The organism is Sphingobacterium sp. B29 (assembly GCF_001952815.1).
GTDB classification, from domain to species: Bacteria; Bacteroidota; Bacteroidia; order Sphingobacteriales; family Sphingobacteriaceae; genus Sphingobacterium; species Sphingobacterium siyangense.
In genome coordinates this window covers 4,369,122-4,391,893 of record NZ_CP019158.1, presented here as the reverse complement: position 1 = coordinate 4,391,893, position 22,772 = coordinate 4,369,122, and the positions used below count along the sequence as shown (strand labels likewise).

19 protein-coding genes are annotated in these 22,772 nt (G+C 39.4%); 10 read left to right on the top strand and 9 right to left on the bottom strand.

Going from position 1 to position 22,772, the window contains the following annotated elements; genetic code table 11:
- Window positions 1-204: 204 nt before the first annotated feature.
- The 4 genes from BV902_RS18880 to BV902_RS18865 all read right to left on the bottom strand — a co-directional run bounded on the left by BV902_RS18880 (window position 205) and on the right by BV902_RS18865 (window position 3,747).
- Entirely contained in the window at window positions 205-1,038 is an 834-nt protein-coding gene (locus BV902_RS18880) for an AMP nucleosidase (RefSeq protein ID WP_075993271.1), read from the bottom strand.
- 123 nt (window positions 1,039-1,161) lie between these two features.
- Window positions 1,162-2,412: an ATP-dependent Clp protease ATP-binding subunit ClpX gene (clpX, locus tag BV902_RS18875; protein ID WP_075993270.1), complete on the bottom strand. Its 1,251-nt coding sequence runs from the start codon at window positions 2,410-2,412 to the stop codon at window positions 1,162-1,164.
- Window positions 2,413-2,414: 2 nt separating this feature from the next.
- The gene (gene clpP / locus BV902_RS18870) at window positions 2,415-3,116 is read right to left on the bottom strand and encodes an ATP-dependent Clp endopeptidase proteolytic subunit ClpP (RefSeq protein ID WP_046674530.1); all 702 of its coding nucleotides are present in this window, start codon (window positions 3,114-3,116) and stop codon (window positions 2,415-2,417) included.
- A 169-nt stretch (window positions 3,117-3,285) separates the two neighbouring features.
- A complete protein-coding gene (locus BV902_RS18865; protein ID WP_075993269.1) occupies window positions 3,286-3,747 on the bottom strand; it encodes a type I restriction enzyme HsdR N-terminal domain-containing protein in 462 nt (153 codons plus the stop codon).
- A gap of 411 nt (window positions 3,748-4,158) precedes the next feature.
- Between BV902_RS18865 and holA the strand changes: the two genes are divergently transcribed.
- The 6 genes from holA to BV902_RS18835 all read left to right on the top strand — a co-directional run bounded on the left by holA (window position 4,159) and on the right by BV902_RS18835 (window position 11,530).
- Window positions 4,159-5,166 carry a DNA polymerase III subunit delta gene (gene holA, locus BV902_RS18860; RefSeq protein ID WP_075993268.1) on the top strand — a complete coding sequence of 336 codons (1,008 nt, stop codon included), beginning with the start codon at window positions 4,159-4,161 and terminating at the stop codon, window positions 5,164-5,166.
- A gap of 170 nt (window positions 5,167-5,336) precedes the next feature.
- Complete coding sequence (locus tag BV902_RS18855) at window positions 5,337-5,954, top strand: TetR/AcrR family transcriptional regulator (protein ID WP_075993267.1); 618 nt, start codon at window positions 5,337-5,339, stop codon at window positions 5,952-5,954.
- The gene (locus BV902_RS18850) at window positions 5,944-7,254 is read left to right on the top strand and encodes a TolC family protein (RefSeq protein ID WP_075993266.1); all 1,311 of its coding nucleotides are present in this window, start codon (window positions 5,944-5,946) and stop codon (window positions 7,252-7,254) included. The genes BV902_RS18855 and BV902_RS18850 overlap by 11 nt, the downstream gene beginning before the upstream one ends.
- Window positions 7,255-7,268: 14 nt before the next feature.
- Window positions 7,269-8,372: an HlyD family secretion protein gene (locus BV902_RS18845; RefSeq protein WP_075993265.1), complete on the top strand. Its 1,104-nt coding sequence runs from the start codon at window positions 7,269-7,271 to the stop codon at window positions 8,370-8,372.
- 2 nt (window positions 8,373-8,374) lie between these two features.
- Window positions 8,375-9,958 carry an MDR family MFS transporter gene (locus BV902_RS18840; RefSeq protein WP_075993264.1) on the top strand — a complete coding sequence of 528 codons (1,584 nt, stop codon included), beginning with the start codon at window positions 8,375-8,377 and terminating at the stop codon, window positions 9,956-9,958.
- Window positions 9,959-10,501: 543 nt separating this feature from the next.
- Window positions 10,502-11,530, top strand: coding sequence for a sterol desaturase family protein (locus BV902_RS18835; RefSeq protein WP_172840708.1), 1,029 nt, complete (start codon window positions 10,502-10,504; stop codon window positions 11,528-11,530).
- Between the two features lie 70 nt (window positions 11,531-11,600).
- Here the strand turns inward: BV902_RS18835 and BV902_RS18830 are convergent, their stop codons facing one another.
- Genes BV902_RS18830 through BV902_RS18820 form a run of 3 tightly spaced genes read right to left on the bottom strand, consistent with a single transcriptional unit; the run spans window position 11,601 to window position 14,744 of the window.
- Window positions 11,601-12,692, bottom strand: a complete 1,092-nt coding sequence (locus BV902_RS18830; protein ID WP_237241719.1) for a glycosyltransferase family 4 protein — start codon at window positions 12,690-12,692, stop codon at window positions 11,601-11,603.
- 49 nt (window positions 12,693-12,741) lie between these two features.
- Complete coding sequence (locus BV902_RS18825) at window positions 12,742-13,743, bottom strand: lysylphosphatidylglycerol synthase transmembrane domain-containing protein (RefSeq protein ID WP_075993263.1); 1,002 nt, start codon at window positions 13,741-13,743, stop codon at window positions 12,742-12,744.
- Window positions 13,731-14,744 carry a glycosyltransferase family 4 protein gene (locus tag BV902_RS18820; protein ID WP_237241718.1) on the bottom strand — a complete coding sequence of 338 codons (1,014 nt, stop codon included), beginning with the start codon at window positions 14,742-14,744 and terminating at the stop codon, window positions 13,731-13,733. The genes BV902_RS18825 and BV902_RS18820 overlap by 13 nt, the downstream gene beginning before the upstream one ends.
- Window positions 14,745-15,110: 366 nt before the next feature.
- On the opposite strand from BV902_RS18820, the gene BV902_RS18815 reads away from it, so the two are divergent.
- Complete coding sequence (locus BV902_RS18815; protein ID WP_075993262.1) at window positions 15,111-16,097, top strand: endonuclease/exonuclease/phosphatase family protein; 987 nt, start codon at window positions 15,111-15,113, stop codon at window positions 16,095-16,097.
- 129 nt (window positions 16,098-16,226) lie between these two features.
- Here the strand turns inward: BV902_RS18815 and BV902_RS18810 are convergent, their stop codons facing one another.
- Window positions 16,227-17,852: an ABC-F family ATP-binding cassette domain-containing protein gene (locus BV902_RS18810; RefSeq protein ID WP_075993261.1), complete on the bottom strand. Its 1,626-nt coding sequence runs from the start codon at window positions 17,850-17,852 to the stop codon at window positions 16,227-16,229.
- A 272-nt stretch (window positions 17,853-18,124) separates the two neighbouring features.
- On the opposite strand from BV902_RS18810, the gene BV902_RS18805 reads away from it, so the two are divergent.
- From BV902_RS18805 to BV902_RS18795, 3 genes are all read left to right on the top strand, one after another.
- The gene (locus BV902_RS18805) at window positions 18,125-19,105 is read left to right on the top strand and encodes a hypothetical protein (protein WP_157626140.1); all 981 of its coding nucleotides are present in this window, start codon (window positions 18,125-18,127) and stop codon (window positions 19,103-19,105) included.
- 590 nt (window positions 19,106-19,695) lie between these two features.
- The gene (gene nhaA / locus BV902_RS18800) at window positions 19,696-20,883 is read left to right on the top strand and encodes a Na+/H+ antiporter NhaA (RefSeq protein ID WP_075993260.1); all 1,188 of its coding nucleotides are present in this window, start codon (window positions 19,696-19,698) and stop codon (window positions 20,881-20,883) included.
- A 201-nt stretch (window positions 20,884-21,084) separates the two neighbouring features.
- Window positions 21,085-22,311: a DEAD/DEAH box helicase gene (locus BV902_RS18795; protein ID WP_075993259.1), complete on the top strand. Its 1,227-nt coding sequence runs from the start codon at window positions 21,085-21,087 to the stop codon at window positions 22,309-22,311.
- 72 nt (window positions 22,312-22,383) lie between these two features.
- Here the strand turns inward: BV902_RS18795 and BV902_RS18790 are convergent, their stop codons facing one another.
- A complete protein-coding gene (locus tag BV902_RS18790; RefSeq protein WP_075993258.1) occupies window positions 22,384-22,749 on the bottom strand; it encodes a VOC family protein in 366 nt (121 codons plus the stop codon).
- Window positions 22,750-22,772: the final 23 nt, after the last annotated feature.

The following is a 22,772-nucleotide window of genomic DNA, read 5'->3' as shown; positions in this document are numbered from 1 at the left end:
TGATTATTACAATATAAACGTCAAATAGTTTAATTATTGTGAAGATTAACATTTGTTAACATCTCAAATTTTAGTTAATAACTGTTCAATTATTAATCAATAATAATGTTTAATAGTTTTAAATATTTGATAGTTATGGTTTTATGGAGGGGGTGCATCATATTTTCCCGCCAAAGGAAAATATGATGTTGCTTGTATTGTAGCTTAGAATTTAAGGTGCTTCACGGTCAATCCGTTATTGATAAGCTGTTTTAAAGCATCAATACCTATACCGATATGTGCTTCGACATATTTTGCTGTAACTGTTACATCACTGACCGAAGTTTTGACTCCTTCTGGCACCATCGGTTGATCCGAAACGAGCAGTAAAGCACCTGTTGGAATCTTGTTGGCAAATCCCACGCTGAATATCGTTGCGGTTTCCATATCAACGCACATGGCACGGATTGATTTTAAATATTTTTTGAAAGCTTTGTCATGTTCCCAAACCCGTCTATTGGTGGTGTATACCGTTCCAGTCCAGTAATCGCGTTGGTGATCCCGAATTGTAGTGGATATGGCCTTTTGCATGGCGAAGGCTGGTAATGAAGGTACTTCGGGTGGAAAGTAGTCATTCGATGTTCCCTCGCCGCGGATAGCGGCAATTGGAAGAATCAATTCACCTACAGGAATTTTTTTCTTGATACCCCCGGTCTTACCCAAGAATAGAACGGCTTTTGGTGCAATTGCTGATAATAGATCCATAATGGTTGCGGCCATTGGACTTCCCATTCCGAAATTGATAATGGTGATGCCTCCGGCAGTGACGGATTGCATCGGTTTGTCTTCCCCGTAAATAGGCGCATTATCATGCATTTCAGAAAACAGGTGGATATATTTTGAAAAGTTTGTTAAAAGGATATACTCCCCAAACTCTTCCAAAGGCCTTCCCGTATAACGGGGAAGCCAGTTGTTCACGATTTCTTCTTTGGTTTTTAAACCTGGTGTGATCGGACTATTTACGGTATTCTTTGCACTTTTCTTTGTTGTCATAGTCATTAAATTTAATTTCTTGAATCTCTTATCTTCCTGTCAACATTCCGTTATGGCTATGTTATTATTGTAATATAAGATTTTTAATTCTTTTCTAAAAAAAAATCCCGTTCAGCGAACGGGATTTTTTTAAGCGACTTTAAGCTTTTTTAAATCGGACTTTTCGAATTTTTTCTTCGCATAGTCCAAGGTAATTTCTAAGGCTTTCTGTCCCGTTTGCTCTTTTGTTGACGGAATCTCAAACATGGCATCCAGCATAATGGCTTCGCAGATACTGCGGAGGCCACGGGCTCCAAGTTTAAATTCGTCAGCTTTATCAACAATAAACGTATATACGTCAGGATCAAATTTTAGTTCGATACCTTCGTATTCAAACAACTTCTTATATTGTTTTACCAATGCATTTTTTGGTTCAGTCAAAATGCTCAGTAAAGTTTCCTTATCCAATGGATTTAAGTAAGTCAATACAGGAAGACGGCCAATTAACTCTGGAATTAAACCAAAGTTCTTCAAGTCTTGAGGTGTAATATACTTGTACAGATTGTTCAAGTCAATTTCCTCTTCGTCTTCGTTCATTTTATAACCTACTGTTTGCGTGCGCAGACGGTTTGCAATTTTCTTTTGAATACCGTCGAACGCACCACCACAGATAAATAGAATATTACTTGTATTGACTGCGATCATTTTTTGATCCGGGTGTTTACGGCCGCCTTGAGGTGGAACGTTTACAATCGTACCTTCCAGAATCTTCAATAAAGCTTGCTGCACACCTTCACCCGATACATCTCTTGTAATAGACGGATTGTCGCTTTTACGTGCGATTTTATCAATCTCATCGATATAGATAATACCGCGTTCTGCAGAGGCTACATCATAATCTGCTGCTTGCAATAAACGTGTTAATATACTTTCTACGTCTTCCCCTACATACCCTGCTTCTGTCAATACAGTTGCATCCACAATACAGAAGGGGACGTTGAGTATCTTGGCAACAGTTTTTGCCAGCAAGGTTTTACCTGTACCTGTTTCACCAACGATAATCAAATTGGATTTTTCGATTTCAATCTCGTCTTTATCCACTTTCTGATTTAAACGTTTATAGTGATTATAAACTGCTACTGAAATTACTTTTTTCGCATCATCCTGACCGATTACATATTGATCCAGGTGAGTTTTAATCTCCAAAGGACGGATCAACTTTAAAGCAGTCTGTAAAGTTTTACTTTTTCGTTGTTTTAATTCTTCGGCCAAGATTTCGCCTGCCTGCTGGATACATCTGTCACAGATGTGTGCTCCGTTGCCTGCAATAAGCATCTGGGCCTCATTTTTGCTTATGCCACAAAACGAACAGTGAATGTCTCTATCGTTATTCTTTGCCATTGTTATTTAATAATCTCCTTCTTAGGAAGTAAAATCTCGTCAATCATACCGAATTCTTTGGCTTCATTGGCTCTCATCCAGTAATCGCGATCTGAAGATTTTTCTACCCATTCGTAAGTTTGTCCAGAATGATCTGAAATAATGGTGTATAATTCTTCTTTCAATTTCATCATCTCACGTAAGTTGATTTCCATATCGGCGGCAACTCCTTGTGCACCACCGGAAGGTTGGTGAATCATGACGCGTGAGTGACGTAAGGCTGCACGTTTGCCTTTTGCACCAGCAACTAAAAGAACAGCTCCCATAGACGCAGCAATACCTGTACAGATCGTCGCTACATCTGGTGTGATATATTGCATGGTATCATAAATTCCTAGTCCAGCGTATACGCTGCCACCTGGTGAATTGATGTAGATTTGGATATCACGTTGTGCATCGGTAGATTGTAGGAACAAGAGCTGTGCCTGAATAATGTTGGCTACCTGATCATCAATACCGCTGCCTAAAAATATGATACGGTCCATCATCAAACGCGAAAACACATCCATCTGAGCAACGTTCAATTGACGTTCTTCAACGATGTAAGGTGTAAGGTTTGTCGGAATGCTTGTCTCTGTACGAGCAATGAAGCTATCAACATGTTGGCTTCCAATACGGTGATGCTTTACTGCATATTTTCTGAATTCGTTTTTATCTATATTCATCTTTTTATTTTTTCTATTCTGTAGGACTAATATAAAACTATATTTTAAAAATCAAATAAATTGAAAAGATGTTTTACATCTACTTTACATTTTTTCGGTGATCCCCTTTCAAGACTTGGGGGACACTGTATCTCCGGATTAATTCTTTATCTATTTCATGCATAGCTCCTTAGTCAATTTCGTTGTAGTTGGGGAGGTCTTCCAAAAATTCGTAAGACGCGTTGATAAAATCAATTTTACAATAGTAATGATTCATGCCATTGCTCACTAACAGGTATGGGATACGGTGAACCGTATTATAATTTGCAATTTGCTCAAATACTTGTTGTGTGATTTTTATATGTGGCGCTTTAAACTCGGCTAACACGACCTTATGCCCGCTACTGTTGTAAATCAATAAATCACTTCGTTTCTGAAGGTTATTTAATTTCAATCCGCCTTCAATATGCATCAGTGATTTGGGGTAATTTTTCATGAGCGACAAATAATTGATCCAATGTTGTCTAACCCATTCCTCTGGCGTTAATACCAAGTCCTTTTTTCTGAGCTCATCAAAGATGTAAATCGCATTGTTCTTTTTGGATATTTTAGCTTTAAATGGCGGTAAGTTCAGTGGAGTCGGTGAAAACATACACAAATATACTAAAATTTTAGCAAAAGAAATAAATTCGTGAAGTCTGAAATATGGTGTTTTTTTGACTAGTCTGATTTTTTAGGTTGATGAAACCCGAGGTCTGTATTTATGATGCGATTACTTAACGAGATGGTGAAAGCTATGTTGCTGAATGTTCATGGCATTAAATCAATAGTTTAATGTAATCGCGGTGCAGGAGTCAATTATAAAAGCGTAATTTTACGGAGTTTACTCGGTTGAATTGCCATTAAAATCGTAATTTTGCTTCGCATAAAATGCCCATGGTCGAACTCGACAGACATTTTGATATGTGGTGACATGGGGTATTTTAGCCTTCGTAGATAGCTTGGATACCGGAAAGAAATTTGGGCAACTGATCTATTGCGGACGAATAAATAGACTATATATATGAACATCAATCCGATCTTATCCGATATTAAGAACAGGTCTTTTAAACCAGTGTATTTATTGCAAGGGGAGGAGAGTTATTTCATTGATACCATTGCCGACGCTTTGGAAGCAACCGTATTGAATGATGCGCAGAAGGGCTTTGATCAATCGATTTTCTACGGAAAAGATATTGATATGTCTACCGTTGTCAATGCAGCAAAACGGTATCCCATGTTGAGTGATTATCAGGTGATTATTATCAAGGAGGCACAGGAGCTAAAATGGAAATCGGATACGGAAGAACTGTTGACTAAATACCTGGAACATCTTACACCGACAACCATTCTTGTGTTTTGTTTTAAACATGGGAAATTTGACAAACGCAAAAAGATCTATAAAGTCTTTGAAAAAAAAGGGCTAGTTGTTGATGCAGCCAAACTATACGACGATAAGGTGGGCCCTTGGATCGGAGCGTATGTGAAAGACGCCGGCTGGCGCATTCATCCGCAAGCGACGATGATGATTGCGGACTATCTCGGGAATGATCTGTCCAAAGTGTCTAATGAACTTGACAAGCTGATGCTTAATGTTCCAAAGAGTCAAGAGATCAGCATGGAAGATGTTGAACGAAATATTGGTATCTCCAAAGATTATAATGTTTTTGAATTAAATACTGCATTGGCTAAACGTAATGCCCTAAAGGCTTATCAGATCGTTGATTATTTTGTGGCCAACCCCAAAAATAATCCGCTGGTAATGGTCATTGGACAAATTGCCACTTACTTCACGAAGATTCTCAAATACCATTATCTGATCGACAAATCGGTCGCAGCAAAAGAATTAGGGGTACATCCTTTCTTTCTGAAAGAATACGAGCTTGCTGCAAGAAATTACAACCGGCGGAAAACTTTCGATGTGCTCAATGTGTTGAAGGAGACTGATTTAAAATCCAAAGGTGTCAATGTGCCGAGCAATTTCAATAGTGAAGAGATTTTAAAAGAAATGATCTATCGGATACTTAACTAATCCCATCCAAAAGCAAGAACACCAGAAATGGTGTTTTTTTTTACACAAATTTAATAATTAAACACTTGTTTAAATTAAACGTTTGTTTAACTTTGTCGCGCATTTAGCGAGAACGTATTTTATAATCGCTATGAATATGCGATTGTATCTTTAAAAGATCGAGGTTTAAAATGGAATTTAACGAGAAACAGATTGATATTCTGCTTGCAGCAGAGCGTCTTTTTGCAACAAAAGGATTTGATGGGACTTCCGTTCGTGATATCGCCAATGAGGCGAATGTAAATGTTGCGATGATCAACTATTATTTTGGATCAAAGGACAAGCTACTGGATACGTTTTTTGAATGGCGTGTTCCTGATTTTATGATCAACGTGGATGAGTTGGCGCTTGTCGATAATGCGTTGGATAAAATTGACGCTATGGTGGATAAATCGTTTAAGTCCATGAACTCGCATCGTAAACTGTATCATATCATCACCATTGAAAGTTCGTTAAAACAACGCATGCTGATCTCGGAGGCTTTTCGCAAACTCAAGCTGCACAATCTTGAAGTGATATCGTCTGTTATCAATGCAGGGGTAGAACAGGGTGTATTCAAAGCGGGGTATGATCCCATCTTGATCCACTCCATGATGATGGGCGTATTTATGAATTTTCAGATGAATCATTGTTTTTTACAGGATCAGTTGCATATCGATAACGATGAGGACTATGCAAATTATATAGAAACAACTTTAACAGAATTTATACAGAAAACAATTAAAGCTTTATTGACATATGAAAAATAAGTTGGCCAATTTGAGTGCTTTATTGCTTTTAAGTCCTATGGGTCTGTTGGCGCAAGACAACAAGCACATGACTTTGGAAGAGATAATTCACTTGGCCGCAAATCAAAGCGTGGAAGCAAAGTCTACCGATACCAAAGTACTGGGGAGACAGCTCGAAGTTGAAACGGCCAAATCGAAACAGCTTCCTGATGCAAAATTGAGTGGACAATACATGGCTATGACTACTCCAAATGTGAATTTAAAGTTGGCTTTAGGTGAGGGGGGATCTGCTCCGGATATTGCTGCAAACCAATTGTGGTTAGGACAGGCTTCGGTGAGTATGCCAATCTATACAGGTGGACGTATTAAAGGCGGTATTGATATTGCAAAAGATGCATTAAAAGCTGAGGAATACAACGCTGTAGCAAGTAAAGAACAACTGGCTATACGTGCAGTGAATCTTTATTTAAGTCTTTATAAGGCTCAGCAAACCAACTTGTTGATTGCTGAAAATATCAAACAGTCGGAGCAGCGTGTTTCGGATTTTAAAGCGATGTTGGACAATGGTTTGATCGCGCGTAACGACCTGTTAAAAGCAGAATTGCAGCTTTCAAATTATCAGGTTTCGCTTCAGGAGGCGCAGAAAAATATCAAGGTGCTGAACTATCAATTGGCTAATTTTTTGAAAATTGATGAGGATACACAGTTGGATCAGATCAATCTTGCTGAGGTGAACGGTGTTGATTTGGGGTTAAAAGCATCTTATGACGCTGCGAAAACCTCGCGTTCTGATGTGAAATCTTTGGAGTCTCAACGTTTGGTTGCAGAAGACCAGTTGAAGGTAACAAAAGCATCCACATTGCCACAGGTTTCTGCAACGGCAGGTTACAATGCTTTTGGTTTGCAAAAAGTGGTTACTGTAACAAATGCGGCCATGGTGGGTGTAGGTGTATCCTACGACATCGGTTCACTTTATAAAAACAAAAGAGAAGTGAATGTTGCGAAAAATCGTATAAAAGAAATTGATGAGCACATTGAATTATTAAATGATAAGGTGAAAGTTCAGGTTCAACAGGCCAATGAAAACTATATGCTGGCACAAAAGCAGGATGTGGTTTACCATCAGGCGGTGGATCAGGCAGTTGAAAATTATCGTATTACAAAAGATAAGTACGATAATGGTATCGCGGATACGGACGATTTGTTAACGGCCGACGTACAGCAGCTTCAAAGCAAGATCAATCTTGCGATCAGCAAAGCAAATACCATTGAAAAATATTACGACCTGCTGTTAGCAAATGGGTCTTTAAACATTAAATAGCAATTAATCTAGACATGGAAAATACAGTAGAAAACGCACCTGAAAAGAAAGGTACAAATAAAAAATTCACAATTATTTTGGCAGCATTGGTCATCTTCGGAGGAGCCTATGGTGCTTATAAATATATGCATGGTCAGGCGCATGAAACGACAGACGATGCGCAGGTAGAGAAAAACATGAGTCCGATCATTCCACGCGTTGGTGGGTTTATCTCGAAAGTGTACGTAAAAGATAATGATTTGGTTAAAAAAGGGGATACGTTGTTCACCATTGAGAGCCAAGATTATCAGGTTCGTGTGGATGAAGCGCTAGCAGCCTTGGCAGCAGCTCAAAGTAGCTTTGATGTTTCAAAGGCAGATGTATCTGCATCTTCGGCGAATGTAGCTATTTCGGATGCAACGATCCAATCTAATTTGGGTAGCATCGATGCAGCACGCATTCGTGCTAAGCAAGCGAATAATGATTATATCCGCTACCAAAACTTATACAACAATCAGTCAATTACGAAACAACAGTATGAGCAGGCATTGACAGCGAAACTGGAAGCTGACAAGCAGGTTGAAATTTTGCAACAACAACGTAACGCCAGTGCTTCACAACGTAATGCAATCGTGAGTAAGACTACAGTAGCTTCAAAGCAAACTTCTGTTGCTGAGGCAAATATAAAAAGAGCGAATGCGCAACTTGAAGCGGCTAAATTGAACCTTTCTTATACTGCAGTACTTGCTTCTGTGGATGGTCAGGTATCGAATATCAAGGTACAACCAGGGCAGATGGTCAATCCAGGTCAATCGTTGTTCTACATTGTAGATAATATTGAAACTTGGGTCGTTGCTAACTTTAAGGAGACGCAATTGGAAAAAATAAAACCTGGACAAAAAGTCGGTATTAAAGTGGATGCTTATCCTGCTATTGAGTTTGAAGGAGAGGTAAACTCTTTCTCGCCAGCCACTGGTTCACGTTTCTCTTTATTGCCTCCAGATAATGCAACGGGTAACTTTGTAAAGACGGTTCAGCGTTTACCCGTAAAGATCAAATTGACAAAAGACAATAAAGCAGAAAATGTGGCTTTGCTCAGACCGGGGATGAATGCTGACGTAGATGTGCATGTTAAATAACTATGGAAAATTTAAATCAACAAGATAGTCTGGTTGAATATGGTTTTCGTCGCGTTGTAATCACGATTACAGCGGTGCTTTGTGCGCTGTTGGAAATTGTAGATACAACGATTGTCAATGTGGCCCTGAACGATATGAAAGGTTCACTGGGGGCGACGCTGACGGATGTCGCATGGGTGATTACGGCTTACGCAATCGCTAACGTCATTGTGATTCCGATGACAAGCTGGTTGTCCCAACAGTTTGGGCGTAGAAATTACTTTGCGGCTTCTATTATCATATTCACAGTATCTTCATTTTTATGCGGTAATGCAACCAATATGTGGGAGCTTGTTGCATTTCGCTTTATACAAGGGATGGGTGGGGGAGCCTTACTGGTTACAGCCCAGACTATTATCACGGAAAGTTATCCCAAAGAAAAACGTAGTATGGCCCAAGCTATCTACGGGATGGGTGTTATTGTTGGTCCTACATTAGGGCCACCGTTGGGTGGGTACATCATCGATAACTTCTCTTGGCCTTATATATTTTATATCAATGTGCCGCTTGGCATTATTGCGACCTTGTTGACCTTATCTTTTGTACGCAGTCCTAAATACAGTCAAAAGCAGTCTGCTAAGGAAGTGGATTGGTTCGGTATGATATTTTTGATCATGTTTATTGGTTCACTTCAGTTTGTATTGGAACACGGACAACAGGATGACTGGTTTGACGATCCTTTGATTTTAGGTTTATCGATTTTGTCTGTCTTTGGATTGCTGTTTTTTATATGGCGGGAGTTGGTGTACGATAAACCGATTGTTAATCTGCGTGTATTGAAGGATAAGAATTTACAGGTGGGTGTGGTGATGAGCTTTATTCTTGGTTTTGGCTTGTTCGGATCGACGTTTATTATTCCAATCTATACGCAGTCGATATTGGGATGGACGGCAACAGATGCGGGTTTGCTCTTGTTACCGAGTTCGATTATGACCGGTATCATGATGCCTTTTATCGGTAAGATGATCCAAAATGGTGTTCCTCAGAAGTATATGGTTGCTTTAGGGCTATGTATCTTTTTTGGCTTTTGTTTTTGGATGTATAGCCTCATGACAAACGATACAGGTTCGGAGCATATGTTTTGGCCATTGATTCTCCGCGGAGTTGGCCTAGGATTGTTGTTTGTGCCTGTTATGACACTGTCTTTATCAACATTACATGGTAAGTCAATCGGTGAAGGAGCTGCTTTTACAGGGATGATGCGTCAATTGGGTGGTTCATTTGGAATTGCTTTGATTACGACATTTATCGCCCGTGATAGCCAAAAACACCGTGTTGATCTGGTAGCTAATTTAGATCCAAGTAAGTTTGATGTGCAACAAAGGGTGCAGCAATTGCAAATGAGTTTTCAGGCGAAAGGTTTTTCACCTAATGAGGCTTTGGCCAAAGCGCATCAAATATTGGACTTGAGTGTGATGAAACAAGCAACAGTGCTATCTTACATGGATGTGTTCCTGTACCTCGGGGTTGTCTTTCTGATTTGTGTCCCTTTTGTATTGATGATCAAACAGGGGAAAACACAGATCGATATGTCCAGTGTACATTAATATTGGATTCGTCTGCTGCGCTGTTATTATAGTGCACCATCAGTGAAGAATAATTTATCGTTCAATCAGAAGTCCTCAAAAGTGTTTAACTTTTTGAGGACTTTTTTTGTGCACGTTCTTTTGTGGTAGAAAATCACGTTGAGTTGGCGTTTCTTTTTGAGTTGGCGTTTGTTATTGTAGGGGCGTTAGAAAGCATACATTTTTGTCCATTGAAAAACCTGATTTAAAATTGATTGTTTAATAATAAAGAGTTTGGAAGAATTGATCTTTTGGCATCAGAAAAGACGGTTCTTGTTGAATTGCGATTAAGGTAGATTTTTTGTCTTCAAAATAGCGACTGCATGTATACAGAAAAACTTAATTTTTTGGCGTTTATCATTCCCTTATTTTTAATCTTGATGGTGTTGGAATATTGGTATAGCCTCAAAAAACAGAAACGTTTTTATTCTTTTGATGAATCGATCTCAAATCTCAATGTTGGTATCGTCGAGCGTATGTGTGATATGTTTTCTGTTAGTTTATTTTACTTTTTTTTTCGTTTGGGTGTATCAAAACTTTGCGATATTTCACATTGAAGCGAATGTTTGGACCTGGGTTATACTTTTTCTATTTACAGATTTTCTCTGGTATTGGTATCATCGCTATAGCCATGAAATAAACTTGTTGTGGGCAGCTCATGTTGTACATCACCAAAGTGAAGATTATAACTTTACCGTAGCAGCCCGGATCACCATATTTCAAGCCGTTTTCCGTTCGTTATTTTGGGCTTTTATTCCTCTTTTGGGATTCCCTCCCTTTATGATGACCACTATTTTGTTGATCCATGGCGTATATCCATTTTTCTCCCATACGCAGACGGTAGGAAATTTGGGGATTTTGGAGCGCGTATTTGTAACGCCATCTCACCACCGGGTGCATCATAGCAGCAATGAAATCTATTTGGATAAAAATTATGGAGATATCCTGATTATTTGGGACAAGCTATTCGGAACATTTATCCCGGAGCAAAAAGAAGAACCTTGTGTTTATGGACTCACAAAACCCATTCATCGCTACACTTTTCTATGGCAGCATTTTCATTATTTATTTGAAATTGGTTTATCATTTAAGCGGGCCGAAGGATTTAAAAACAAAATGCGGACTATATTCGGTAGGCCTGACGATATACAGCCTGAAATTCGAGAAGAACTGGAAGAGCGCATATTTGCAGGAGCAAGGCCACAAGTTCATGCACAGGTGTTAAGCCGCTATATCTTTTTTCAGTCCATGCTGACGATGCTCTTGCTTTTCTTTTTTTTGCTTTATGGTAATTATCAGCAACTCATACAACTCCTTATTGGCGGAGGATTTATTCTCTGTAGCGTCATTTGTATTGGGGGGCTTCTAGAACATGAAGACTGGGTTTTTCCACTTGAGATGCTTCGGCTATTCTTATTACTACTGTATATCAGTCTAACTTTTTATTCACCATTGGGGCTTGTTTTGGTAGGATGTTTCGCTTTGATTCAATTGATTTCTTATAAAACGTTAGCAGGTCACTATAAAAAAATTTTGCGTCTTGAAAGATGTTGAAAATTGCTTTCTGGAGAGCCATTCCCTCTGAATGATAGATGCGGTCAAATTTATGAAGTGTTACGGTCAATTATTGGTCTGCTGCTGTAATTAAGTCTGCAAATGATTGACAATAGGATCTGGCCATAATATCCCAGCTATATTGTTTTAGGGTATTTTGTTTAAATTGTAGGCTCAGGCTTTTATAATGGACTGGATTTGCTAAAATGGCTTGAAGTTGTTCGATCCATGCATTTTGGTTTTTGCTTGCCAGGAGCAGGCCATTGCAATGATGTGTCACGGCGCTTGTAATTCCTTCTAATTCGGCGGCCACAACAATGGTGCCTGCTGTGGAAGCCTCCAAACAGACGAGCCCAAAGCCTTCCATATCTCCGGGCACTTCAATATTGGGCATTAAGAAGGCCTGTGCGTTGGCCAAGAGGCTTTGCAGTTGTTCGAATGGGACTTTTCCAAGATGCTCAATTTTTTCGGGGTACGCTTTCAGTAATTTTCTGATCTCCCTCTGATCGGTCGGAAATCCGAGGAATAAGGTGATTAAATGATTTATCTTTTTGGGTATAAGCTGCAATAGGCGTTCTTTCCATGTAGGTTCGTGATCGAATGGACCGACCATCAGTAATTTGAAATCACCCTGAATAGCGGGAATGACATGTTTCATCAACCACGAAAAGCCCTTCCGTTTAACAGGGCGTCCCAAAGTGATAAAATAGGGCTTGCTTTCGCAGGCTGGTTCATTGTTTTCAGTGGAGTGGTTTATCGGATCTACACCGTTGGGTATAACAATAATTTTGGATGGATCGATACCACGTAACTGGGCGGCGTCGGCGGTAGCTTGGCTAACCGCAATAAGCTGATCAAATGTATTAAACCGCGGTATGATCTTACGTTGAAAATAGCGAAAGGGAAATACGATATCCAGTCCGTGAAGCGTGGCAACACGTTTTAAATGGGGGTATCCTTTGTGAAAAGAGGCTAAAGATGCAATTAATCCATCATTAAAGTGAATAACCTTGATGCCGGGGTTATCGTTAATTTTGGCGAGAATTCGGCGATTCAGTTGAAAGAAGAAGGCTAAAAGAGGTTCCTTGTTGTCATAGACTAAGGTGTGTACCTTCAAGTAAAGAGCCGCAGTATTGATCAGTTCAAAGCTTTGTTTTTCCATACCGCCAACACTTGGGGGATATTTGTGGCTGACAAATAGTATTTCTATTTCAGATGGATACATGTACTGGTTTCCTTTTGATGCATAGATAAAATATAAAACCCAACGCTACCCAGGTGAGCTGTCGGCCGCGACGTAATAATGATGCACTGAGCCAAATACTACCCCCAGTAATACCGATCAAATGGAGTAGGAGCCTATTGGCGATTTCTTCAATACCCAGTTGCCCTGGAATAAAAGCACCGATGCTTTTCAGCACAATGACACTCATATCTACTATTAAACCATGTATTGGTTGTACTGCAACACCCAAAAATTTTAGAATATAATAGAATTCAAGGCTGCCAATAATCCAATGTAGTGCAAAAAGTAAGTAAGAATACCAAAAAACCTTATTTTGATGCCGATAAAAGTCTTTTACGTTCCAAAGTAGTGACTGAAAATGCGCTTTTGCTTTTCCAAAAAGTGTCGCTGTTGAAGCCTTGGTTTGCGAGGGACTTTTTGCAACCATTAACCAATAAAGTATCAGGATCATCAAAAGGAACAAAAATAGACTGATCATATATATTACCGGGCCGGCGTAGCGTATAATTTCATTTTTTAAAGGAGAAAATACCAACCAAAGCATAGCAATCAAAAAGAGTGTCAATTGAGAAAGTACGGCGGTAATACGGGATATTGCAACTGAGTTCAATCCTTCTTTTAAGGGAATGTCATAACGGGTTATCAATTGTGCCTTTAATAAATCACCACCTATAATGCTTGTAGGGTTGAATAGTCCAATGGTTTCCCCGATTTGACGGATGGCAAAGAGTTCGATCAGATTGACCTTCTTTTTTGCGGAGCCCAAGCATATCCACCAAGCTAATGTGCCTACAAAATAAGCCGCGAAAGTCGTAAACAAAATAACTATGAAGCGATAACCAACTGAGGAGAGCTCTTTTTTCAAGGCATTTAAGTCGCTTTTCGCTAAAAAGACAGTGATGGACGCCAGAATCAAAAATAGAAAAATACCTTTGATGAGTTGGCTTGGGTTTGTTAGTTTGCCCATGCCAAATCGACTTCCTGTGTTTTGTCAATCAATAGTTCAATGTCATCAAAATAGCACCCAGATAGTCTATTCCAATCCAGTTGTCCGACATAGGATAGACCTTCATTGATGAGATTCTTTTTTAAGCTCACGTCAGAGAGAATTTTTTTGAGGTAGTAAACATATCCAGCTGCATTTTCAGGTTGGCACTTAAATCCATTTTTCCCATGCTGAATCAAGGAAGCCGAACCCCCACCATCGGCGATAACACAAGGAAGTCCAGATGCCAATGCTTCGACAACGACATTTCCGTACGTTTCTGAGACCGACGGAAAAACAAAGGCATCTGCCGAAGCATATAGAATTGCAAGCTCATCATGGCTTTTCTTTCCTAAGAAAATGGCATTGGGCATCTCTTGCATTGCAATTATTTTGGCTGTTCCTTCACCGACCACAATGAAATTATAGTCAAGATTCTGAGCCTGTATCTGTTGATAGATTTCAATAAGCGTTTTAATATTTTTTTCCCAGACGATACGACTGACAAAGAGGATTGTTGGTTTGTCATTCTTTGTGATAGTCTGCAGCTGAGATAGATTCTTTTTATTGGGATTAAACAAGGCTGTGTCTATTCCTCTTTGCCACAGTTTTAATCCTTCTTGTTGTAAGCCGATCTGCTGTAATTCGTTTAGAATAGATTTGGTGGGTACATAGACAATATCACATTTGTTATAAAAGTTATTCATTGCTTTTTTCATCCATTGTTCAGTTGGCTTGACCAAGGGTAGTATGTTTTTGAAGTAATAGGCAATGTATGAAATGAAGTGTGTATGATAGATCGTAAGGACAGGAATACCTTTCCGTTTGGCATAATTTAATGCAAAAAAACCTAAAAGGGAAGGCGTAGCAATGTGGATCATGTCGGGAGCAAATTTATCTAAGGCGAGCTCAAGTTTCTTTTTAATAAGCTGTGGAATAGCGAGACAATAATCGTCGTTAACCGGTATTTTGAATGTGGGCACCTTGTAAGAATGAAAATTGCGGAATTGCGTAGGGCCGCCACCATAAATAAAAAAAATAGTTGAATTTCTGCTGGTCTATACGGTTTATTAGCTGAAACATTGTCCGTGATGCACCGTCGAAATCCTCGACGAGTATCTCTGTAAAGAAGGCTACCTTTCTCATTTTATTCTTATTAGGGGTTGTATAAAAATAGCTGAAAGCTGTAACTCCTATGCTATGCAGGTATTAACCTTTTGTCATTATAGTGTTTATAAATTATTAGTTTTTAATAATTTGTGCATAATTATTAAAAATAGAATTAATTGAATATGATAATAGAGCTAATGTTGGCGCAGTAGCTTTGGAGTGAACGAAATATTCAGTCCATGCTATTAGATCTATTGTTCGAAAAAAAAATTAGACCTAAGGGTTTTCGAAAGATTGTCATCCTATTTATTTGTGCGTCTGCCGGTGTTATGTTGGGTTTTAAGTTGAGGCCAAGACAACAGCCAAAGCTCAGTAATGCTGTGTATGCAGCTATGCCGGAAGCGACTTACGGAAAGCTAAATTTGTTAACGTACAATATAGCTGGCCTTCCTGAATGGATTTCCAGTGCTGTAACCGAGCGGTCTTCCAGTATTACGTCGATCGGCAATCGGATCAATGGATTTGATATTGTCAATGTACAGGAAGATTTTAACTACAACAAGTTCCTCTACAGCGAAAATAAGCATAGTTACCGAACGGCAAATATGGGTGGGGTACCTTTTGGGGACGGGCTGAGTACACTTTCAAAATATCCTATTGTTGAGTTTGAGCGGGTAGGCTGGACTGATTGCAATGGTGCAGATTGTCTGACTCCTAAAGGCTTTTCTTATGCTCGAATTCAATTGGCCAAAGAGGTATTTATTGATGTTTATAATGTACATGCGACTGCTCAGGACGATCCGAATGCAACGACTGCCCGGCAGAAGAATATAAATCAGCTAAAAGCCTATATTAAAAAGTATTCGGCTGACAGACCACTTTTGATTATGGGCGACTTTAATGCACATTACGCTTACGAGCTGGATAACATCGGTTCTTTTCAGAAGGACTTAGGTTTGGTAGATGCATGGGTAAGTTTACGCAACAAAGGTAATATTCCTGGGCATAAAGTGAATTTTGAAGCGAAAACAGCATTGGAGCTGACAGAGGATTGCGAAGGTATTGATAAAATTTACTATCGCAATAACCATCATTTGCTATTTGAGGCAAAGAATTATCAGGTTCAAAAAAAGCTTTTTCAAAACGAAAAGGGACAGGATTTATCCGACCATTGTGCGGTGTCCTTACAATTAGGTTGGCGTGTTGTCAAACCTTCGGTTCAGTAAAGTAAAACTTTCTCAATTCTTTCATATCAATCGCGATTAGCACTGAACCCCTCAGTGCTTTTTTGTTGCACATCAAAAAAGCCCCATAAAATGAATTATGGAGCCTTTATTAAATTGGGATAAATTATCTTATTTATACATTTCTTCACGTTGTGCTTTCACCACATCGCTATTAATGTATTCATCGTAAGTCATCAATTTGTCGATGATACCTTTCGGAGTCAATTCGATGATTCTATTTGCAACAGTTTCAGTCAATTCGTGGTCACGGGATGTGAACAACATTGATCCTTTAAAATCAGACATTCCATTGTTCAATGCAGTGATAGATTCCAAATCCAAGTGGTTGGTTGGTTCATCAAAGATGAGGAAGTTGGCGCCTTGAAGCATCATACGAGAAAACATACAACGCATTTTTTCTCCTCCTGAAAGCACAGATACTTTCTTCATAACTTCTTCACCAGAGAACAACATTTTCCCTAGAAATCCGCGTATAAATTGTTCGTCCGCCTCCGGGTTAGTCGTATAGTTTCTCAACCAGTCCACTAAATTCTCATTTTTTCCTTCGAAGAATGCGGCATTTTCAATCGGCATATCGGCAGGAGTGATGGTAACGCCCCATTTGAATTCGCCACCGAAATCGGTGTCTCTACCAGTTATAATATCATAAAATGCTGTGGTTACCAATGAATTTGGACCTAGAACAGCGATTTTATCGCCTTTATTAATCATAAAGGTAATATCCTTAAAGAATACCTCGCCATTGACCGTTTTGCTTAAGCCTTCAACTTGTAGCGTTTGATCTCCTGGTTCACGATTCATGGTATTGAACATGATGGCAGGATATTTACGGTTGGACGGTTTAATCTCGTCAATATTAATCTTATCCAATGCTTTCTTACGAGAAGTAGCTTGTTTGGATTTGGAAGCGTTGGCAGAGAAGCGACGGATAAACTCCTGAAGTTCTTTTACTTTATCTTCCATTTTCTTGTTTTGATCAGAACGTTGCTTTAACGCTAATTGAGAAGATTCGTACCAGAACGAGTAGTTACCCGTATAGATTGTCATCTTACCAAAATCAATATCCACCGTATGCGTACATACAGCATCCAGGAAGTGACGGTCGTGGGATACAACTAAGACGATTGCCTCGTAACTTGCTAAAAAATCCTCTAACCATGCGATGGTATTAATATCCAAATCATTGGTAGGCTCATCGAGAATCAAAATATCTGGTTTGCCAAATAATGCTTGCGCTAAGAGTACGCGGACTTTTTGGTTACCGTCAATTTCAGAAACTAACTTATAATGTAGTTCTTCTTTAATGCCCAAACTGCTCAATAAAGTTGCGGCATTAGATTCGGCATTCCATCCATCCATTTCAGCAAAAAGACTTTCCAGTTCGCCGGCGCGTTCGCCGTCGGCATCAGAGAAATCCTCTTTCATGTAAATGGCATCTTTCTCTTTCATGATTTTGTAAAGCTCTTGGTTACCCATCATGACGGTTTCAAGAACAGTAAACTCATCGAAAGCATAGTGATCCTGACTTAAAACCGACATGCGTTCGCCTGGCGTGAATGCCACTGAACCTGTCGAAGGATCAACTTCCCCTGAGATAATTTTTAAGAAAGTAGATTTACCTGCTCCATTAGCGCCAATAATACCGTAACAGTTTCCAGGTGTGAATTTTAGATTGACATCTTCGAATAGTACACGTTTACCAAAACGAAGGGAGAGATTTGACACATTAATCATGCTGCAAAGATACGTTTTAATATTGTATTTTTAACTATTTGCGGTGATCAGTTTCTAGAGAAATTGAGGAGAGCAATGTTGGGGAAATCCACTGTTTTTAGCTTCTTTGGCAAACCTGTATGCTCTGAAATTTCAATGGATGGAGAGGATCTTTGAAATGAAGCGTGAAATCCAGCAATGTGTGCAAATTATGAATTAATAAATTATAAATATTGTGCTGGTGATTTAAATTGGCTTCTTTTTTGTGGACAAGAGCTGAAATGAAATCAATTATGAAAAGAAATAGAATAACGGGTGTCGTTATACTTGCAGTTGCTTTTTTATTTAATATCCAAGGAGCCTCGGCTCAATTTGGAGGGCTATTGGATAAGGCAAGCAAAGCCGTTGCTTCCAAGGGAAGCAAGGTACTTGGGCTGGATAAACTTTTAAAAGAGCCCGAAGCGATTAGTACAAGTTTTGAAGATGTAAATAGGAAGGGGGAGCAAATGCCCGATTTTCAAAATACGGCTGTTTATAAACCTTTAGAAAATTTGCAAAAGAATGGCAATGATGGTTACTTATTGGAGGCTGGACATTTTGAAATGACCAATAAGAGCTATTGCTTGAAAGCGGGTACCTATGCGCCTTCGAAAGGTGATGGATATATGTATGCACCTACATTGGGCAAGAAGAGAGACGTGGTCATTGCAATTTTGAAAAGCGCTGAAAAGCACCCTGAAGTTGCACAATCAGACATACAGATGCTATTGTGGACGATCATTGCGAAGACAAAATTTATTGATTATTCGGGTCCGGTGAAAGAAACAGCTTTAAAATTGCTTACAGCTGAACAAATTTTACATTTGGAAGGTGGTGCACTCGGCGTTTTGCCATTTGACGTTGTCCAAAAGGCAAAAGACCAAATGCCACCGGCAGTACAGACAATCTTTGAAGCAGAAAATAATATTCGGCAGCTCGTTTCCTCAGGAAACTATTCGTACGCTGATTTTGAACAATATGCGATCTTAGCTGGTATGGCTGAGCCTCGTACGGACGTGCCAAGTGGTATTTGGACGCTTCATCCTGATGGTTATTATGTTCGTTATTATCCAAGTGGTTATGCGGTTACCAAAGTTCAGGTGTATGTCCCTCAAGAATTGATTACAAAATTGAATGGTAAGAAGCTTGTATACGATGCAACAGATGATATTGCCTGTCCGGCAAATACGGGGTCGCAACGATTAGCACAAACGAATGAACCGATTCGTGATTAATATGTTGATTCATTGAAAGTTTGATGGGAAGTGAAGGGGATGTGGAAGGAAATTTAATGAATAAGGGAGATCTACTGATCTCCCTTATTCATTAAATTTCCTCTTTTGCCTCCTGTATAATATATAAACAATGACAATGATAGCGATGATTGCTAAAATAATGTAATGGGAACCTGAATGTTGGGTTTTATCCTCTGTCGTCTGCGCATATGTAAAATTTGCTACGAAAAGAAGCACCATGAAAATCCACTTCTTGCACATAATAAACGGTTTATTAACTATAGTAGCAAGCTAAGTATTTTTTGCAACAAAGTCAAATTAATTCGGTAAAAAATAAGTTAGATTTTTATGAAATTTTAAGGTATAACCTCTGTTTCTCACATTTGATTCGTTAGGTTCGAAAAATAAAAGGATAGCAGAAGAGCTTTTGTCTTTTTATTCGCTTTTTGGTTCTTTTACCACTAATAAAACACAGCTAATTCAGCTTTTTTACATTGGATATAGCTCCGGATATTGTTTAGGGAATTCGGTAAATGGTCCTAAAAATCGTATCTTGTGAACCTTTGTAAGCGTTTTTAGATATTCAAATCATGTCAAAACTTATCAATTTAACTGTCTTTAGAGAGTTCTTAAAATCCAGCTTTGCTGGCGGAATTATACTTTTTTCCTGTGTTATTCTGGCATTGATCGTAGCAAATACATCATTGTATGCCAGTGTAATGGAATTTCTGAACCGGGAAGTAGGTTTTGAGAGCGGTCATATTCATTTAAAATATTCCTGGTTGTTGTGGCTCAACGATGGTTTGATGGCGATTTTCTTTTTACTGGTGGGCCTCGAGATAAAACGTGAAATTGTAGAGGGTGAACTCTCATCGCCAAGTAAAGCAATTCTGCCCATTTTGGCTGCGGTTGGTGGGGCGCTTTTGCCTGCCATCATTTATTTTGCATTAAATCAGGGAACCGATACTGCAAACGGCTGGGGAATCCCTATGGCAACGGATATTGCATTTGCTTTAGCGGTTATCACGCTTCTGGGAAATAAGGTACCTGCCAGTCTTAAGATCTTTTTGGCTGCGCTAGCGATTGTTGACGACCTACTTGCCATATTGGTTATTGCGATCTTTTATAGCAATGGTATTCATGCGACCTATTTATTTATTGCTTTAGGTATATTTCTGTTTTTGATCGTGTTAAATAAATTGGGCGTTAAAGCGATATGGGCTTACCTGATTCCGGGACTATTTATTTGGTACTTTGTTCACCACTCGGGTATTCATGCAACAATAGCTGGCGTGCTGGTGGCCATGACGCTGCCGACAACACCGGATGCGGAAGAATCTCCCTTGGAAAAACTTGAGCATCTATTGACCAAACCTGTCAATTTCATTATCATTCCTTTGTTTGCATTTGCGAATACGCTTATTCCAATCCATGGGGAAATGATTGGTGGTTTGACTTCAAAATTGGGGATCGGTATTATCCTTGGCCTAATCGCTGGTAAATCAATTGGGATATTTTTGATCTGTTTTATTGCTAAAAAATTGAAGATTGCGCAATTACCGGAAGGGGCTGGCTGGAAACAGATTTTTGGTGTAGGTTTGTTGGGGGGAATCGGTTTCACGATGTCGATCTTCATCTCGATACTATCTTTTGATGATAGCATGCTGATTGAAGAAGCAAAGTTCGCGGTTCTGATCGCTTCTTTATGCGCTGGCTTGCTAGGCTATGTTGTTTTGAGCGCAGTGTCAGCCGCAAAGAAAACAGCGGTTATTGATTAGATTTTGAATAGATAGCAGTCGTATGCTTGGCTTACGGGAATGTGTAGGACAGTTGTTTTTGGTCAAATTAATTACTGATTCTCTCATGGATTATTCCTATCTGGACATCTATTTGAAAGCGGATAACGAGCTATAGGTATTAATTTTAGACTTTTATGAATTAGATTTAGTAATTTAGGGCACAACAATAAAAACAATACGTTGAGATTTGATGAATTTGGCTTTGTTCCAGCTTTGGAAGAAGGTTTAGAAAGTATGATGTTTGAGGAGGCTACGCCGATCCAAGAACAGACCATCCCGATTATTAAAGAGGGAAAAGATATGATTGCCTGTGCACAGACAGGTACAGGTAAAACAGCAGCTTATATGTTGCCGATCCTCGATGCAATAGCACGGAATTCAAGGGAATCTATCCTCGCTATTATCCTTGTTCCGACCCGGGAACTTGCTATGCAAATTGACCAGCAGATTATGGGCATGTCTTATTATACGGGTGCAACATCCATAGCCATTTATGGTGGTGGTGATGGTATGGGGTATGAACAGCAAAAACGGGCCATACGAGAGGGGGTAAATATTATTGTTGCTACGCCGGGAAGGTTGATAAGCCATCTTACCTCCATGAAGATTGATCTCTCTCATTTAAGGCACTTTGTTTTGGATGAAGCCGATAGTATGCTGGATATGGGATTTCAAGACGATATCTTACGTATTGTAAGTTATCTACCGAAGAAAAAGCAGATGCTTTTGTTTTCGGCGACGATGCCGATGAAGATCAGGTCTTTTGCCCGAAAAATTCTGCAAGAGCCTGTGGAAGTCAATATTGCCATTTCTAAACCTTCGGAAGGGATAGATCAACGTGTATATCTTGCCTATGATCAACAGAAAATGGAGCTTCTAAAGAATATACTGAAGGATCCCAACTATGTATCTGTTATTATTTTTGCATCCCAAAAAACTACAGTCAAACTTCTCGCTCAGGAATTACAGAAGCAGGGGATTGATGCGGAGGGTTTCCATTCGGATCTCGAGCAGTCGAAACGGGAAGATATCATGGCCAGATTTCGGTCTCGTCAGGTGCGGGTACTGGTGGGGACAGATGTGATATCTCGCGGTATCGATGTGGTGGGGATCAGTTTGGTCGTTAATTACGATGTTCCACCGGATCCGGAAGATTACGTACACCGTATTGGACGTACTGCGCGGGCAGCAACTACAGGAACAGCCATTACCTTTGTCAATGAGAAAGACCAAAACCGTTTCGCTCAGATTGAGAATTTAATAGGTTATCCGATTGAACAACTTCCATTGCCAGAGGGGTTTGAAGCGGGACCTACTTACAATCCTGCCAAAAAGAATCCACAGCATAAGAAGAAGCGTTTCAATAGGAATAAAAATAAAAACTATCAGAAAGCTAAAAGAGCCTGATCTTAAAATACAAAGCCCCCATATGAGAAAAATATGGGGGCTTTGTATTTGAGTATATACTGTATTCAACTATTATTCAACAGTCCATACGGCCAATTCATATCCGTCAGGATCCTGGAACTGAAATCTTTTTCCTCCGGGAAAGCTAAAAATATCTTTTAATATAGTCCCGCCAGCACGGATAATCTGATCACGCGTAGCCTGCAGATCGTCGGCATAGATAACGACGAGAATACTGCCATTTATGGGGTCACCAAGTGTAAAACCACCATCAACATATTTTCCGCCAAAAGCCGTATATGCTGGCCCATAATCCGTAAACTCCCAACCGAAACTCGTTGAGTAGAATGCTTTGGCACGTTCAAGGTCGCTTGATACAAACTCAAGGTATTGGATCTGCTGGTTGACAAATTTGTTTTCTGTACTGCTATTGCTCATAACGGAACTATCTATTTAATGTA

Excerpts from the sequence above, each read along its gene's own strand:
- BV902_RS18880 (WP_075993271.1), bottom strand. The coding sequence starts at position 1,038 with ATGACTATGACAACAAAGAAAAGTGCAAAGAATACCGTAAATAGTCCG.
- clpX (WP_075993270.1), bottom strand. The coding sequence starts at position 2,412 with ATGGCAAAGAATAACGATAGAGACATTCACTGTTCGTTTTGTGGCATA.
- clpP (WP_046674530.1), bottom strand. The coding sequence starts at position 3,116 with ATGAATATAGATAAAAACGAATTCAGAAAATATGCAGTAAAGCATCAC.
- BV902_RS18865 (WP_075993269.1), bottom strand. The coding sequence starts at position 3,747 with ATGTTTTCACCGACTCCACTGAACTTACCGCCATTTAAAGCTAAAATA.
- holA (WP_075993268.1), top strand. The coding sequence starts at position 4,159 with ATGAACATCAATCCGATCTTATCCGATATTAAGAACAGGTCTTTTAAA.
- BV902_RS18855 (WP_075993267.1), top strand. The coding sequence starts at position 5,337 with ATGGAATTTAACGAGAAACAGATTGATATTCTGCTTGCAGCAGAGCGT.
- BV902_RS18850 (WP_075993266.1), top strand. The coding sequence starts at position 5,944 with ATGAAAAATAAGTTGGCCAATTTGAGTGCTTTATTGCTTTTAAGTCCT.
- BV902_RS18845 (WP_075993265.1), top strand. The coding sequence starts at position 7,269 with ATGGAAAATACAGTAGAAAACGCACCTGAAAAGAAAGGTACAAATAAA.
- BV902_RS18840 (WP_075993264.1), top strand. The coding sequence starts at position 8,375 with ATGGAAAATTTAAATCAACAAGATAGTCTGGTTGAATATGGTTTTCGT.
- BV902_RS18830 (WP_237241719.1), bottom strand. The coding sequence starts at position 12,692 with ATGGAAAAACAAAGCTTTGAACTGATCAATACTGCGGCTCTTTACTTG.
- BV902_RS18825 (WP_075993263.1), bottom strand. The coding sequence starts at position 13,743 with ATGGGCAAACTAACAAACCCAAGCCAACTCATCAAAGGTATTTTTCTA.
- BV902_RS18815 (WP_075993262.1), top strand. The coding sequence starts at position 15,111 with ATGCTATTAGATCTATTGTTCGAAAAAAAAATTAGACCTAAGGGTTTT.
- BV902_RS18810 (WP_075993261.1), bottom strand. The coding sequence starts at position 17,852 with ATGATTAATGTGTCAAATCTCTCCCTTCGTTTTGGTAAACGTGTACTA.
- BV902_RS18805 (WP_157626140.1), top strand. The coding sequence starts at position 18,125 with ATGAAAAGAAATAGAATAACGGGTGTCGTTATACTTGCAGTTGCTTTT.
- nhaA (WP_075993260.1), top strand. The coding sequence starts at position 19,696 with ATGTCAAAACTTATCAATTTAACTGTCTTTAGAGAGTTCTTAAAATCC.
- BV902_RS18790 (WP_075993258.1), bottom strand. The coding sequence starts at position 22,749 with ATGAGCAATAGCAGTACAGAAAACAAATTTGTCAACCAGCAGATCCAA.